Annotated in this window: 3 protein-coding genes; 1 reads left to right on the forward strand and 2 read right to left on the reverse strand. The window is 70.1% G+C overall.

Annotated elements, in window-relative coordinates; genetic code table 11:
* Nucleotides 1–86 precede the first annotated feature (86 nt).
* Both ACQPWU_RS31650 and ACQPWU_RS31655 read right to left on the reverse strand, forming a co-directional pair.
* On the reverse strand, nt 87–320 hold the full coding sequence (locus ACQPWU_RS31650) for a helix-turn-helix domain-containing protein (protein WP_433428063.1): 234 nt from the start codon (nt 318–320) through the stop codon (nt 87–89).
* 184 nt (nt 321–504) lie between these two features.
* On the reverse strand, nt 505–3,741 hold the full coding sequence (locus ACQPWU_RS31655) for a hypothetical protein (protein WP_433428065.1): 3,237 nt from the start codon (nt 3,739–3,741) through the stop codon (nt 505–507).
* A gap of 94 nt (nt 3,742–3,835) precedes the next feature.
* Here ACQPWU_RS31655 and ACQPWU_RS31660 point away from each other — a divergent pair, with 94 nt between their 5' ends.
* Nucleotides 3,836–17,143, forward strand: a complete 13,308-nt coding sequence (locus tag ACQPWU_RS31660) for a hemopexin repeat-containing protein (protein WP_433428067.1) — start codon at nt 3,836–3,838, stop codon at nt 17,141–17,143.
* Nucleotides 17,144–17,268: the final 125 nt, after the last annotated feature.

Below are 17,268 nucleotides of genomic sequence, written 5' to 3' on the forward strand. Positions count from 1 at the left end.
GCACGGAGCCGGCGCCGGTCAACCCCATCCACTGTCGGCCGACCGTATCCCCGCCTCGTCAGCGCCGTGTCATGGTTGTGTCACGGTCACGCCGGCCGCCGCCATCTCAACTCGATGAGCCTGGCGACCTTGAGTCCCAGATGCAGGGCGAGCCGGTCGTCCCCGGTGGGCAGCTCGACAGCCGCGATCTTTTCGATCCTGCGCAGCCGGTAGTGCGGGCTCGCACGGTGGATGCACGGGCTCGCCGCGGTGCGTTTGATGTCGCCCGCGTTATCGAGGAACGTCTCCACCCCGACGCGCTGGCAGGGCTCTCTACACACTTCAAGTGGCTCGACTCCCCTGGCTGCGGGCATGTCTTGCCGCTTGGGACTTCTGGATCCAGCGCGCGCTGGGCTCAGGGGCCGGCCCCTTGGCCACCGGCTCCGGCCCGGGACGCCGCGGTCAGGGGAGGTGCGGCGTCCGGGGCCCGGGTACCGTGATCGACCGGCTGATCGCCCGCCGACCTCAGGCTTTGATGGCTCGTTCGAGGAGATCTCGCAGCCGCTGCGCTTCCGTCGAATCGCCGCTGCGCTTGAGCTTGTCCATGAGTCCTTGGGCGAAGGGCTTCATCGACCAGTTGGGGAGGACCTCCGCCGCGCGACACAGCGCCGCGAGGGTGACGGTCGCGTCGGGCTTGTCCATGCCTGGGATCTTGAAACCCACCATCGCCCGCTCACACAGGTCCGTGAGAGTGCCGGCATCGAGGGGTTTCACGGCTGTCAAATTCGCCCGCGCGAGCAGCTCGCCGGCGAGATAGCGCCGCGTCTCGATCGAGACGCCGGTCGTCGGCCTCGCGAAGAACGCGATGAGCATCGGCAGCACGTCCGGCTTGAACAGCACGTTCTGGCACGCATACGCGCAGTACGAGGCCATGATGCTGTCCCGGTACCGCGCGATGTCGGCATCGTCCTCGTCTTTGACGCCGCCCAGTGCGTCCCAGTGGTCCTTCACGTCCTTCATGTTCAGACTCTTGAGATTGACCTCCGTCGTCGGCTTCTTCGCGCCAGGAGGCATGCCGGTCGCCAGGTGGCCGAACGCGTAGAAGTACTCGACCATCGTCTGCTTCGACTCGTGGCCGGTGTTGATGCGCGTGTACCAGTCCTCTTGTTGATCTGTCGCTCCCCACGGCCCCGGGATCAGGTCGACGAACGACGTCCGCAGGAACGAGAAGCTGCCGCGCCAATCGACCAGGGTGAGCTTCTGGAACAGCTCGGCGATCTGGCCCCCGGGCTTCGAGCGCAGGAGCAGGGGGATGCCATCGACGTACGGAGACCCCAGGTCCGTATGCGTGACCGGCCAGCAGAACTTGTTCACGAACTGGGCGTTACCGGCGGCGCTGCGCATCAGCGCCTGCTCGTCTTGATTGCCGTGCTTGAGCATGTGTATCACGAGCTGCCCCTCGTCATGCCGGGCGAGATCGAGGTCGAGCTCCTGCAGCCGCGCCTCAGCCTGCGTGCGCTGGGATGCCATGCCGCCCTTCTTCGACAACACCGTGAGATCGCCGGCGGCGACCTTGCCGGTGCCGAAGGAGGCGTACTTCTGGAAGCTCTTGCACAGGAACACCTCGAGGCTGCCGTCGGCGATGGCGCCCTTCAGGCGGCTGAGCACCTCGTCGAGCCGGGTCCGGCCGGTCGACAGGTCGAGCCCCTCCTCGACGGTGGTGTCGAGTATCAGCGCGTGCGGCGGGTCATCCGGCTTGCGTGTCTTCAGACCCTCGAGCACGCCTTCCACGAGGTTCTTTGCCGATGGCGATTCGAAGGGCGTGCTCGGGTTCAGCGCCGCGACCACGACATCCTTGCGCGGCTTCGCCACCTCCCCCTTCTTGAGCTTGCCGAGCAGCATCCCGGTCTCGAAGTAGTCGACCTTCTCGGTGGCACGCGAGACCTCGCCGGTGCGCCGCCCCGACAGCGCGATGTACAGCGCCGTCCCGAGCGCGTCCATGCCGCTGGTCATGAGGTGGCTGCTGAGCTCGATCTCCCTGCCGACGTTCGGCGCGATGCTCGGCGCCCGCTTCAGCAGGACATCCTGCATCGTCTTCCAATAGTCAACATGGCCGTAGTTCTTGGCCACGGCGAGCACGACGGCGATCTCGTCCATCATGAGGTCGACCGCGCGCAACGCCGTCGACGGGTTCGGATCCTCGACGACGATGTCGAGGAGCCGGCTCAGCGAGCGCAGGGCGTCGGCGGTCAGCGCATCGTGGCGGTACGGGCCGAGCTTGTCGGTGAGGCCGAGCAGGAGGTGCTCGACCATGGCGCACGCCGGCGCCAGCTCGCCCTTCCCGCGCGCGATGTCCTGCAGGCGGGAGAACGCGCTGGAAGTGATGAGCTGCGCGAGGTCGGCGTGCGCGTCGACGGTGAAGTTCGGCCGAAGCGGGGGTTTGTCCGCGTCCATGAGCTCGTAGAGCTGGTACGCAGACGGCGTCGCGCCGATCCCCTCCAGGATGTCCTTCCAGGGCAAGGAGGAGTCGGTGACGCCCCTCAGCACGCTGATGCCCGTCTCCCCCTTGAGTGGCTTGATCTCGAGCTTGGCCAGCACCTTCGGGTCCAGTACCATCCCGAGCTTGCGCAGCACGCGCGGGCTGTTGACCAGGATGTCGCCCTCTTTCAGCTTGCCGTCCGCCTGCAGCTTCTCCGCGAATTCCTGCAAGGCTTCGCCGAAGGACGTGCGCCAGTAGCTGGACACGAGGTCGTGCTGGGTCGACAGGTTACTCTGGCCGGTGCGCTTGCTGCTCGCCGTACGGAAGCCCACCTGCTTGACGAGGTGCGCCTGCCCGGCGACCGCCACCTTCCCGAGCTCCTTGCGGCGCAGCTCCGAGTACGGCGTCTTGCCGCTGCTGATCAAGTTGATGTCAGCCAACGCCTTTTTGAGGTAGGCGATCGACGAGGCGTCGTCCGCGTCGTCGGTCCGCTTCGCGAGCTCGACCAGGTCGATGGCGCCCTTGCGCGGCGCGGCGAGGTCGAGCGCCTCGAGCGATTCGTTGCGGCCCGGATCGCGACCGTCCTCAGGCTGCGGCACCTGCTTCTGCGGCGTCTCGGGCTTGACGAGACGAACCCCGGCGGTCGCCTTCAGGAAGTCAAGGGCGAGGTTGCCTCTGAGCTGCGCCACGATGAGCCGCGACATCGTGCTGCGCTCATACGCCGAGCGCTGGGCCAGCATCCCGGCCATGCGCCGCACGGAGGTTGTGTCCCGCAGCGCCTGCGCCACCACCTTGGCGGTGGTCGAGTCGGGCTTCTCGGTGAACTTCTGCCAGCCCGGCGGCGTTGATGTGGAGACCGATGGGGAGGCAACGGACACGTCACGCTTCGTGATGGGCACGTCAGACATGTCTGATATGCCAGGCTTGATCTTTTCTGTTCCGGCGATCGTACGCCTGCGCTGACGCTTGTTTTTGGTGCCGGTGCTCGGCCCTGTCTTTTTCATGACCCCCCAGCCGTTCTTCTCAAGGCTCCCCCTTGCCTGACGACCGATCGATCGTCCACCTTCGGCCGGGCGTGCAAAGCTTCCCTGTCCGCCACATTCGTGGCGCGCTTCTCTGGTCCAGCACGTCGGCGCTTCGTCGAGAACGGCGAGGAGTCCTTCACCGCGATCACCAAGGCCATCGCTCGCCGATGATCCTCCACCCGTCCACCGGGAGACCGCCCCGTCTGACGAACGACGGTCCGCCTCTGGCCGGATGAGGACAGGTGGCTTGGTCGCCATATTCGTGGCGCCGTTTCTGGGCTTGTATCTGGGAGGGCGTGGACCGCTCTGTGGGGTCGGTCCGGATTGCACAGGCTTCTCTGAGGGGGGACGCATGGCGGGCAACGAGCCGCTCCCGAGCTACGAGGAACTGTTCGACGACACGAATCTCGATCATCGGCAGGAGGACGAGGCCAGGACGGTCTACTCGCCGGGGGCCTATCTCGCGGATCTCCTGGGGCTGCTCGAGGCCGTTCTGGAGCAGCCGTCACTGCTCGGCGACGACCGGCGCGCCGACCTGAAGAGGGTCCTCCTGGATGGGGAGAACACCTTCGGCGAGTCTCCTTACCTGGACATCGTCATCGAGCTGCTGGAGAGGCTCGCCGGGGACCAGCCGTACGAGCGGATGCGGCAGCGGCTGGAGCACCCGTTCGGGATGCCGTTCTCGCTGGACGAGGAGCGGTTCAAGACCTACCTCCGGCACCTCAGGACCGGACCGGACGAGCTCTACCGGATCTTCGCTCCGGTGGCCGACGCCGACACGGTGGCCCGGCTGTTCCTGGGGTTGTCCGCGGAGGCCGTCACGCATCTGACGTCGCCGGCGGACGAGGCGCGGATCAAGGCGTTCTACGGGCTCGCACCGCAGGATCGGCTGGACTCGCTCGCGGAGGTGGAGAGGTTCAAGCAGGTGACGGGCCTGTCGGCGCCGCAGCTACGGGAGCTGCTCGGCGAGCCGGAAGACCTCGTACGGCCGCCCAAGGACTCGTACGTCAACCAGGGCAGCGGGCCGGTCACCATGTCGCCGGACGGGGCGCGACTGCAGGGGGCCACCTCCGGCTGGTACGACCGGATCAGCCGGATCGTCCGGCTGGCCAGGTGGACCGGGCTCGGCCTCAGCGACCTCGATCGCGTCCTGACCACGTGCTGCGGGGGTACGCTCGACGCGGCCGCGCTGCGGACCACCGCGCTCGTCGTGCACCTGCGGCAGGGCTACGACCTCACCGTCGACGCGGTGTGCGGGCTGGTGGCGGAGGTCGAGCCGGTGCCCGAGGAGCTGCCCGCGATGTCGGGCGACATCCTCGGCCCGCACAACAAGGAGTACCGCCGCAAGCTGGCCATCGGAATCGGGACCTCCGAGAGCGACATCATGGAGACCGTGCGGCGCTACCGAGACCGCTACAGCGCCCTGGAGCCGAGCCCCTTCGACCGCGCTCCGATCGGGTCGTCGCAGATCGCGCTGCTGCGGCGGACCGGCAGGCTGACCTCGGCGCTCGGCATGTCCGCCGGCGAGCTGTTCGACCTGCTGGGGGTGCTGGAGAGCGACCCGTCGCTGTGGCGGTATTCCACGTTCTCCCTCCTGGGCGGGGTCGAGCCGAAGACGCAGGACTGCTACCGCATCCTGGAGGGCGGCGACCCCGCCTCCGGCCTGTGGCTGGCCCAGACGCTGCTCGCGGTCGCCCGGTGGATGCAGGACGGCGGCTTCGGCGCCCAGGAGCTGGCCGAGATCCTGGGGAGCGGGTCCAGCGGGTCCGGCGGGGATGACCGGCTCGCGGTGCTGGAGGGCCTCGACCAGCGGTTCCAGGCGGTGGCCATGGAGCCGGCCATGTTCGAGGGCGAGCGCTTCGGGCCGCGGGCCGCGCAGGCCGTACACGACGTGCTGGCGACCCACACCGACGCAGTGGTGTCGGAACGCGACGCCCGGCTGCTGCGCCTCGACCCCGGCACGGTGGCCGTGGCCGCGTACGAGGCGGTCACCTCCCTCGGCATGATCGTCGACGACGACCTCATCGGGTTGGGGCTCGGTGAGCGTCTGGCCGGCAAGATCCACGCGCAACTCGTGTTCAGCGGACGGCTGCGCGCCGACGGCACGCTCGTCACCGAGGGCATGCCCGAGACCGACTACGCGCTGAACCTGGAGCGGGACTTCGCGCCGTTCAAGGAGGCGCTGTTCAAGCTGATCAACAGCGTCGGCAACGGCACCTCGTCCTTCTACCCCTCCGATCTGGCCACGGTCGGCAACCTGTCCCAGGGGCAGCTCGACGAGCTGTACGACAACCTGATCTACCACGGGTACGTCGACGAGGAGGGCGCCGTCCAGGATCCGGCGTTCTTCGCCGACGAGGCGAACCTCGAGGCGTTCCGCGTCAACGCCGGCCTATCCGACGTCGCCCCCGAGGTGCTCACCCTGCTGCGCCGGCGCATCGACGCCTTCCGCGCCGAGCCGCTCGTCCTCGACCCCACGCTTCTGACGGGGCTGCGGCTCAGCGAGGCGCGGCTGGCCAGGCTGATGGACGGGCTGCGCTTCAACGGCTACATCGACGAGAACGGCCGCTATCTGAACAAGCAGGCGCTGGCCGCGCTCCAGCCCGCCGACTTCGCGCTGCCGCCCGAATTCCACCCGCACCGGCAGGCCGTGCTCGACGCCGCGAAGCGGCAGATCGGCGAGCTGGAGACCGAGCTCTACACCTTCACCCCCGAGGACTTCGCCGGGACCGCGGACCTGGCGATGGCGCAGCGGGCGATGGCCGCGATGGAGGGCGTCCATCTGAGCGACGGCTGGCCGGTCGCCGAGGTGGAGACGCTCGGCGACGGGTTCACCGCGGCCGAGACCGGCATCGTGGCCCTGCGGGTCGCCGAGTGCGCGCAGGACGAGCGGCCGTACCGGATCCACCTGGAGGCGCTGGGCGAGCTCGGCTTCGACGACGAGCAGCAGCGCCTGGTCGTCGAGAAGCTGATCGCGCGGGGATACCTCACCGACGGCCTGTCAGTGCCGCGCGAGGCCGTCCCCTTCTTCGCCAACCCCGCGAACGTCGTCAGCTTCGCCCTGCAGGGGCTGGAGGACTTCGAACGGGACGTGTTCTTCCTGCTGCACGCGGTCGCCGTGGCGCTCGCCGAGGCGGTCGAGGAGGTGACCGCCACGCTGGAGAACCGGGCCGGGCAGCAGCGGGAGGCGCTCACCTCCGCGCTGGCCGACGCGTTCGGCGTGCCCGCGGAGAGCGCCGCGGCGATCTGCGCGGGCGTCGCCGGCGGGCTGCCCGAGGCGATGGAGATCCTCCTCCCGCCGGTCATCGCCGTCCCCCGGCGACTGTCTGATCCGCACTTCCAGGCCGCCTACGAGCGCATCCGCCGCTTCGCGCTGCTGGCCGGCAAGCTCGGCATGGACGAGACCGAAGTCGCCGTCGCCTTCCACGACCAGGACCTGACCGGCAAATACCCCGAACCCCTGGCCCTGCCACCGGGCATCGACGTCGTCGACGCGGTGCTGCGCAGCTCCGACGGCCGCATCTACGTGTTCGCCGGCGACGTCTACTGGGCCTACTCCGCCGACACGTACGCCCTGCTCGACCCCAGGTCCAAGGCGCTGACCGAGCTGTCGCCCCGGTTCACCGGGCTGACCCGGGTCGACGCCGCCTTCGCCTTCCCCGACGGCGCCGAGTGGATCGTCGGCCGCGCCGTCGAGCGGAGCGAGGGTGACGAGCTCCCCGATCGGGAGGTCTCGCGGCTGTTCGTCAAGGAGCCGGGCAGCATCCGCTGGGCGCCCCGTGACCAGCTGTGGGGCAGGGTCAGGAACAACTTCGAGGCCCCGCGCCGGATCGACAGCGCGTACGTGGACGAGAACGGCAGGACCTACCTGTTCTGCGCCGACCAGTACATCCGATACTCGGACCCGGATTTCACGACAGTCGACGAGGGCTACCCGCGTAGCGTCGCCGAATGGTGGCAGGCCGAGGGCCACGACACGCCGCTGCCCGAGGCGTTCACCGGGGCGCTCGACGCGGCCTTCCAGGACGTGGACGGGCATGTCCACCTGTTCGCGGGCGGCCGCTACTTCGAGATCGGCGGGCAGGAGCAGCCGATCTCAGCCCGGTGGGGCCGCATCCGCAACGCCTTCGACGGCGCGCAGAGCCTCGACGGCGCGTTCACCGGCCCCGACGGCAGGGCGTACCTGTTCCGCGGCAACCAGGTGGTCCGTTACACCGACAGCGTGGAGAACGACGGCGTGCGGGTGGACGACGGCTATCCGCGGCGCATCGAGACCGAGTTCGCCCGTCTGCCGGGTGAGTTCCACACCGGCGTCGAGGCGGCCTTCACCGAGCCCGTCTCGGGGATGGTGCACCTTTTCAAGGACGGCAGGACGGTCTCCTTCGCCGCCTCCGGCGTCGGCGTGCCGCAGCCGACGGCCGAGCGCTGGGGCAAGGTCGCCGACGTGCTGGCCGGCGGCGCCGTGGACGCCGCGCTCGTGGGCATGGACGGCAAGACATACCTGTTCAGCGGCGAGAGGTACATCCGCTACTCCGGCGCCGACTACGCCGTGGTCGACCTCGGCTACCCGCGCAGGATCGCCGGCGACTGGGGAGGGCTGCGCGAGGTCGGCGCCGCCTTCGTGATGGACGGCAGGACGTACCTGTTCGGCCAGGGCGGCCACCTGTTCGACGTGCCGCTCGCCCAGGAGCCGGAGCTGAACGAGGGCCGCCTGTCGCCCGCGCTGCGCCGCCACTTCCTGGAGCATGGCCTGACCCTGGCCGAGAACGCCACGGTCACCGCCGAGGGCACGGACGAGTACAGGAAGTGGCACGTCGGCACCGAGCAGGGCATCGCGCTGACGCTCCACAGGAACCCGCTGCACATCCAGGTGCACGCCGACGGCGGCGACTTCCACGTCCGCTACTCCACCAGGGACTACGCCACGCCGGACCCCGGCTACCCCAAGCCGGTCTCCGACAACTGGTGGAACCTGCCCGCATCGCTGGCCGCCGACCCCCGCTTCGCGGTCGTCGACGCGGTCTTCACCGACGGCACCGGCCGCACGTACCTCTTCGCCGGCGACAGCTTCGTGGTGTCCGACGCCCGGCACCGCTGGTGGTCGGAGCCGCGCACGATCGCCGGCCACTGGGACAGCCTACTGCCCTTCACCAGGGTGGACGCCGCCTTCGTCGGCAAGGACGGACGGACCTACGTCTTCTCCGGCGACCGGTACATCCGCTTCTCCGGTGGCGACTACACCAGGGCCGACGACCGCTACCCGGCCTCCGTCCCGGCGTACTGGGGCAACGTGGTCAACAGGATCGCCCGGACGGGCCTGGTGGACGCCGCGCTGGCCAGGACCGTGACGGAGGAGGTCGACGGCAGGAAGGTGGACAACCACTACACCTACCTGTTCTCCGGCGACCAGTACGTGCGTTACCTGGGCACGGAGCTCGAGTACGTGCAGGACGGCTATCCGGCCGCTCTGTCCGCGCTGTCGCGGGAGCCCGGGATGGCGGCCCTGGACGTCACGCTCGACGGTGTGGACGCCGCGTTCGCCGACCGCCGCAACGTCCACCTCTTCCGCGCCGGCCGCTGCCACATCGTGTCCGACGGCCTCTACCGCCGCTACGACGACGCCTCATTGAGCGGGCTGAGCTGCGCGTTCCTGGAGGACGGCAAGCTGCTGGCGGAGGACGTCGGCGGCTGGCGCCATCGCGCGGGCATCGAGTCCGTCGATGGCCACGGGCTCGCGCAGGAGACCGGTACACCCCGGTCGCTGCGCGCCGCGCCGGAGGGGTTCCGGCGCGGGCTCGACGCCGTGCTGCGCGGCGCCGACGGCACCACGTACCTGTTCAAGGGGCCGGACTGCGTCAACACGCGGCTGAACAGGCCGTACCTCCTCGCCGAGGAGTGGGGCAAGCCGCGTAACACGATTTATCAGGACAACAAGGTGGACGCGGCGTTTGTCGGCAGGGACGGCAGCACGTACCTGTTCAGCGGCGACCAGTTCGTCGTCTACGCCGACCCCGGACCCGCCAATACCGCCGCCCCCAACCCCGGCCTCACCATCGACGGCGAGCCCCGGCTCATCTCCGAGCACTGGGGCGGCCTGGACGACGTCGCGCTCGCGTACGTCCGCGGCACGAAGACGTACGTCTTCGAGTCGCCCGACGAGGAAGGCCGCATGCGCTACCTCGTCTACTCCGGTACGGACTACACCGAGCCCGACGGCGAGCCGCAGCTCGCCGACGAGAGCTTCTGGCAGGTGCCCGAGCAGTACCGCATACCCGGACACCCCGTGCCCGACGCGGTGCTGTTCGCGGGCGACACCATGCTCCTGCTGCACGGCGAGCACTGCCTGCAGTACGACGAGGGAGCCGGCGCCTGGTCCTACCCGCGCCCGATCGAGCGGCTCTGGCCCGGCTTCGAGCGCGTCCTCGAATCCAGCAGGGAGGACGGTGACGCTCTGGCCACGGCGTTCACCGCGCCGGACGGCTCGACGTACTTCTTCCTGTCCGAGCAGTACTCCCGCCATGACGGGCACGACTTCGCCCCGCTCGCGGTCATCCGCGACCGGTGGGGCAGGTCGCCCAACCCCTTCGTGCCCGACGACGCGACCGCCAGGATCGACGCCGCCTGCGTCTTCGGCGACGACACGACGTTCCTGTTCTCCGGCGACCGGTATGTCCGCTACACCGGTTCCGAATACCGTTACATCGATTTCGGTTACCCGAAGAAGATCGTCGGCAACCTGCGTCGCGAGGCGGCCTTCGCCAACCTGCCGGAGTCGTTCGACGACGCGGTGACGGGCCGCACGATCGACGCCGCCATCGCCAACGGCCGCACCGCCTACCTCTTCGCGGGCGGCTCCTGCCACGTCGTCTCCCGCGCCGCGACCGCCACCCGCGACCTCGCCGTCTTCGGCCGCGTCAGGAACAACCTCGTGGACAGGGAGAAGGTGGACGCGACGATCGTCACCGGCGCGCACACCTACCTGTTCTCCGGCGACCAGTACGTCCGCTACACCGGCACCGAGTACGACTACGCCGACGACGGCTACCCCCGCGCCATCCTCCCCGGCCTTGCCCTCGATCTGCGCATGCAGGACCCGCCCGCGGACTTCGCCGACGGCCTCGACGCGGCCTTCCGCACCCCGGGCCCCGCCGGCACCGTCCACCTGATCAAGGGCGACCTCTGCCAGCGGGTCGGCGAACCGGCCGCGCAGCCTGTCAACGCCCTGTTCGGCAAGGTGCGCAACGCCTTCGCCGACGCCGGGCACAGGCTGATCGACGCCGCCTTCGCCGCGCCAACCGGCGAGCTGTACGCCTTCAAGGGGGGGCAGTACGTCCGATACCGTCCGGGCGCGCTGGAGTTCGTGGAGGAAGGCCACCCCCGTACCGTCCGTGACGACTGGGGCGACCTGCCGGCCCGTTTCGAGTCGGGCGTCGACGGCGCCTTCGTCTTCGAGGGCCGCACGTACCTGTGCAAGGGCGACGAATACGTACGCTACTCCCGCGGCTATCACGAGGTGGACCGCACCTACCCGCAGCGGTTCCGCCACCGCTGGGGCGGCACGGCCGACTACCGGCTGAGCGACGTGCACACGATCTCCAGGTTCGTCGACCTCGCCCGGCGGCACCCGGACGGCCTGCCCGCCTTCCTGCTGGACCCGCCGGCCGTGGTGCAGGACCCGTACGCCTACCTGGCGGACCTGTTCGGCTGGGACGTCGACGAGATCAGGTGGGCCAAGCGCAACGCCGCGCTCCTGACCGCCGAACCCGAGGCCATCGCGGCCGCGGCGGTGAGCGCCGCGCCAGTGCGGCGGGAGGAGGACCGCTTCGAGGTCGAGTTCCTGCTCCGCCTGGTCGAGCTGTTCACGCTCACGGGCCGGATCGGGGAGGCCCCGTCCACGCTCTACACCGACGTGTGGCGGCAGGCCTTCGGCGACCCGCCCGCCCTGGCGGCCGCGAACACCGCCCTCTACGGGATCATGGAGCGCCTGCACACCGGCGAGTGGGAGGCGCTGTCGGCCGCCGTCCACGACGAGATCAACGTGCTCAAGCGCGACGCCCTCGTCTCGATCGCCCCGGGCACCCCGGGAGAGCTGTACGACAAGCTGCTGGCCGACGTCGAGATGGGAGGCCAGGGCCGCACCTCACGGGTGCGCGAGGCCATCGCGGCGGCCCAGCTCTACGTGCACCGCTACCTGCTCGACCTGGAGCGGGTGACGGTCCCGCACGGGCGGGACCCGGAGGAGACCAGGCGGCGGATCAGGACCTGGTGGGCCTGGCTGAAGAACTACCGCCTGTGGGAGGCCAACAGGAAAGTCTTCCTCTACCCGGAGAACTACCTGCGCCCCGAGCTGCGCGGCTCCAAGACGCCGGCCTTCCGCGCCCTGGAGGACGACCTGCTGCAGGGCGAGATCACCCAGGAGAAGGTGGAGCAGGCCTACAAGCGCTACCTCGACGAGTACACCGAGGTCTCCAGGCTCGCGATCGCCGGCGGCTACGTCTACCGCGAGGACGGCGCGGAGGCGGGCGTCCGGCGGCTGGTGCTGTTCGGCAGGACCAGGACCGAGCCGAGGCGCTACTACTGCCGCGAGGCGGAGTTCAGGGACGACGGGCGCCTGTCGGCCACCTGGCAGCCGTGGCTGAAGGTCGACGCGCAGGTCGAGGCCGAGATCGTCTACCCGGTGCACGCCTTCGGCCGCATCTTCGTCTTCTGGCCCACGGCCGAGGCGGTCGCGCCCGAGCCCGGCGCCCGGACCACGCTCACCGAGCAGCAGAGCGGCGACAACCGTACGCTCACTCCGCCGCCGCCCAAGTATCGCGTGCGCGTCAACTACTCCTTCCGCAACCTCAACGGCGAATGGGTGCCCGCGCAGGTCCTGCCCCTGGAGGACGTGCTGGACGCGCCCGTCGACGGCGTCAGCCTGTACGTCCAGGCCTCCGCCACCGTGCCGGTGCCGGACGGCGGCACGCACGACATCATCCTGATCACCTGCACGTACACGGTCGCCAAGCCGGAGGGCCCGGAAAGGGTGCAGTCGGCGTTCGCGCTGACCCCCGAGCTATACGCGCTCCGCGCCGAGGGCGTGCCGGAGCCGGTGCGGCCGTCCCGGCTGGAGCAGATCTTCGGCGAGCCCATCGAGGCGTCCAAGGTCGTCCAGCTGACCCTGCCGGCCGGGGCCGAGAGCGACCCGTGGATAAGCGTCGACCACAAGGGCGGCAGCTTCCTGTGCCGGCCGATCGCCCCGGAGGGCAGCGGCGAGGAGCCGCGGCAGCTGAGCGGCAATCCCGACAAGCTACCGGTGTGGTCCCCGATCCACGCCGCGGTCGAGCTGCCCGGCGGCGTCCGGTACTTCTTCAACAACACCGGCGAGAGCGGCTCCGGTCCCTACTACGTGGAGGTCTCCGCGACCCGGACCACTGCCACCCGCCTCGGCAAGCCGCTGACGGCCGAACGCTGGGGACACGTCGCCACCCCCCTGTACGACGACGCGGCCGAGGCCGACGCGGCCATCGTCAAGGACGGGTTCCGCTACCTGTTCTCCGGCGCGTACTACTACCGCTACTCCGGTGACCCCTTCGGCAGGATCGACGTCGGCTATCCGAAGCTGATCGCCGGCAACAAAGAGGGTTTCCCGCAGTGGGACAAGGTGGACGCCGCCGCCGTCGACGCGAACGGCGTGGAGTACTACTACTCGGCCAGGCAGCACGGGTGGCTGCGCCGGACCCGTCCCGGCAGCCCCCTGGAGACCTTCCAGCCGCCGTGGGCGCTCGGCGACACGCCGGTGGATGCGCTCCTGTTCCGCGGCGACGAGTTCTTCGTCGTGAACGGCGACTCCTACCGGCGCGGGGACGGCCCGAACGAGCGCCCGATCCCGCTGCGGGGCAACAAGGACGGCCTGCCGCAGTCCGGCCCCGTCAGCGCCCCCTTCCGCCACGGCGAGAGCGTCTACTTCTTCAACAACGACACCCACACCTACCTGTCCATCACCCGCGAGCAACCCGGCAAGGGCCGGGGACAGTCCGGCAACGGTTCCAGGGAATACGTCCAGAGCGAGCCGTCCCCCATCAAGCCCCTGGGCGTGGCCAGGACGGCCGTCACCGACGAGGGCGTCGACGCGGCCTACGTCGTCGCCGGCACCGGCGGCCAGGACGCCACGTTGTTCCTCGCCAGGAACCTCGAGTACGTCCGCTACACGCTCAAGGACGGCGTCCCGGCCGCTCTGGCCGACCCCGGCTATCCCAAGCCCATGAGCCGCCGCGTCCGGGCCGTCTTCCAGCGCGCGGGCCTGCGCTACGTCTTCAGCGGGCAGGACTACACGGTGCTGCGGCCCGGCGAGGAGCTGGCGTCCATGGCGGAGTTCTCCCCGGTCAGCGGCAACTGGGGCGGCCTGCCCGCCGGCTGGGAGACGGGGCTGGACGGCGTGCTCGACGCCGGCGACCTCTACCTGTTCCTCGGCTCCACGTACGTCACTTACCCCTCGGCGGTGAAGGTCCAGCGGCCGTACGAGATCGCCGCGCTGCCGCACGAGGTCATCAGGCTCACCTCCAGCACGGCGTACAGGCTGAACAAGGCGCTGCTGGAGGGCGGCGTGCCCGCGCTGCTCGCGCCGGAGATCCAGGAGCTCGACGAGCTGCCGGCCTTCAGCACGCGGGTCTCCGACGCCACCACGATCATGGTCACCGAGTCGACCGCGGAGCAGGGCGTGCCGGCCGCCACGCACCTGGACTTCAACAGCGGCAACGGCATCTACTACTGGGAGGTCTTCTTCCACGCCCCCACGCTCATCGCCCAGGCGCTCAACGCCGCCCAGCGCTTCGACGACGCCCGCACCTGGTACGAGTACGTCTTCGACCCCACCACACCGCGATACTGGCGCTTCCTGCCGTTCCTGGCGGCGGACGTCGAGGCGCTGGTCCAGAGCTGCCGCGACGACCTGGCCGAGCTCGCCGCCCGAGGGGCCGACGTGGGCAAACCGGGCGCCGACCTGGAGGCGATCCTGGTCAAGGTGGAGCCGATGGCCCCCGCCTTCCAGCACCAGCGCGAGCTGAGCCAGACCGAGAAGGACTACCTCGCGGAGCTGCCGTCCGGCGGGCCGACGACCGCCGGACTGCCGCCGATCGAGGAGGCGCTCGACGCGCTGGAGGCGCCGCCAGGGGCCGGGCCGGCGCTGAAGGGCCTGCTGGAACGCGTCGCCCTGGTCGGGCGGCTGCGCCAGCAGTACGACCTCATGGGCGACCGGGCCGCGCTGCTGAAGGCGTACCTGGAGGATCCCTTCGACCCGCACGCGATCGCCGAGCTGCGTCCGCCGGCCTACCGGCGCGCGGTCGTGATGGCGTACGTCGACAACCTGCTCGACTGGGGTGACCTGCTCTTCAGGCAGTACACCGCCGAGAGCGTCGACGAGGCCAGGATGCTCTACATCTTCGCCTACGACCTGCTCGGCGAGCGGCCGCCCGAGGACCTCGGCCCCCGAGCCCTCACGCCCGCGCTCACCTACGAGGAGCTGCGCCGGGCGCCCGAGGACGACGGGCTCACCGAGCTCACCGCGGGCGGCGCGATGCTGGAGAAGGCGGGCGAGGTGCACGCCAGCGTCGCGGGACCGTACTTCCACGTCCCCGCCAACGGCGTGTTCCTGGAGTACTGGGACCGCGTCGAGGACCGGCTGCGCAAGATCCGGGCCTCGCTCGACATCATGGGCGTCAGCCGGCCGTTGCCGCTGTTCGAGCCGCCGGCCGACGTGATGGCGCTGGTGCGCGGCGCGGCGGCGGGAGCGTCGCTCGACCGGCTCGCCGCCGCCGCGACCCTGCCGGTGCCGCACTACCGCTTCTCCTCCGTCTTCCGCAAGGCGCAGGAGCTGGTGGACAAGCTGCGGCAGTTCGGCGGCGACCTGCTCAGCGTGCTGGAGCGCCGCGACTCCGAGGAGCTGGCGCTGCTCAACAACCGGCACGAGGGCACGATCCTGGCCCTCACCCGCGCCGTGCGCGAGGCGGAGGTGGAGATCGCCGCCCAGGGCCTGAGCGAGGTGCGGGTCAGCGAGCAGGGCGCGCAGAACCGGGTCGAGCACTACGAGGGGCTGATCGCCGCCGGGCTGACGCCGCTGGAGCAGGCGCAGCTCGGCATGATGTCCGCGGCGGTGGTCGCCCACGTCGTCGCGACCGGTTTCCAGGCCGGCGCGGCCATCGCCTCGGGCCTGCCGGACGTCCTGCTGGGCCTGTTCATCATGGGCACCAAGCTGGGCCGGGAACAGGTGACCGAAGCCCTGGAGCACGGCGGCGAGGCCTCGTCGTCGGCGGCCGAGGCGCTGAACGTCATCGGCGAGCTGCTCGGCATCCGCGCCGAGCAGGAGCGGATGGTGACTGATTGGACCTTCCAGCTCGCCGTCGCCCGCAACGACCTGGAGCAGCTCGGCCACCAGGTGAAGGCCGCCGAGCTCCGGCTCAAGGCCGCCCAGCGCGAGCTGCAGATCCTGGATCAGCAGATCGCCAACCAGGAGGCCGTCGGCGCCTTCATGACCGGCAAGTTCACCAACCTCCAGCTGTACCAGTGGATGTCGGGGCGGCTGGCCGGGCTGTACTTCCAGACCTACTCGATGGCGTACGACATGGCGCGCGCCGCGCAACGGTCCTTCCAGTACGAGCGGGGCGTCCCCGAGGGGGAGGCCGACTACATCCAGCCGCTCTACTGGGAGAGCCGGCGCAACGGCCTGCTCGCCGCGGAGAGCCTGGGGCTGGACCTGGAGCGGCTGGGCAAGGCGTGGGTCGAGAGCGACCGCCGCGGCCTGGAGATCATCAAGAAGGTGTCGCTGCTGGCGCTGGACCCGGTGGCCGCGCTCGGCCTCCGCACCACCGGCCGCTGCGAGTTCGCCCTGACCGAGGCCCTCTTCGACCGCGACTTCCCCGGCCACTACCGCCGGCGCGTCAAGACGGTGTCGGTCACCTTCACCGGCCCGGAGGGCCCGCTCGCTCTCAACGCCGTGCTGACCCAGCTGGACAGCAGGACGGTGCTCGCGGCCGATCCCAAGGCCGTCAAGTACCTCCTCGATCCGAAGGGCCCGATGCCGGCGACGCTGCGCGCCGACTGGCGCGGCGGCCAGCAGATCGCGCTGTCGGACCTGGAGGAGTACAAGGACAACAACGGGCTCTTCGAGCTCCGCTACGACGACGACCGTTACCTTCCCTTCGAGGGCACCGGCGCGGTCTCCCGGTGGCGCCTGGAGCTGCCCTCCGGCAGCGCCCCGCAGCTCCTGGACGTCACCATCACCGTGAAGTACTCCGCCGAACAGGGCGGTGAGCTCTTCGCCGGCGCGGTCAAGGGCATGCTCAAGCCCTATGCCACGGCTCGCTACTGCGACATCCCGGCGGAGTTCCCCGACGAATGGTCCGCGTTCGTCGAGGGCTCCGACGACACGCTGACCCTCCCGTTCACCCCGGACATGTTCCCCGGCATGACCGGCCGCGCCATCACCGGCGTGTACGCCCTGTACTCGCCGGCCGGCGAGGGCTCGGCCCGCTTCCTCCTCAACGGAGAACGACGCCTGACGCTCAACGAGGGCAAGCTCCTGCCGACCCCCGGCCTCACGGCCGGGACCTGGCGTCTGGTCCTGGAAGGCGACAAGTCCGCTCTCGAGGGTCTCGGCCTGATCCTGTCCTACCGCGCCCGCTAGCGGGGTCTCCCGTGCCCCCGGCCAGTCCCGGTCGGGGGCACGGGCCATACCGCGTCCCGACGCCGGGCCCCCGACACGTCCGGACCAGGAAACCCGACCGACCACCACCGTCGCGGCGACCGCTG

It is taken from the genome of Nonomuraea sp. CA-141351, from assembly GCF_050944675.1.
Classification (GTDB): domain Bacteria; phylum Actinomycetota; class Actinomycetes; order Streptosporangiales; family Streptosporangiaceae; genus Nonomuraea.

Bases quoted from the DNA above. Each gene is read 5' to 3' on its own strand.
- ACQPWU_RS31660 (WP_433428067.1), top strand. From the start codon at position 3,836: ATGGCGGGCAACGAGCCGCTCCCGAGCTACGAGGAACTGTTCGACGAC.
- ACQPWU_RS31655 (WP_433428065.1), bottom strand. From the start codon at position 3,741: ATGGCGACCAAGCCACCTGTCCTCATCCGGCCAGAGGCGGACCGTCGT.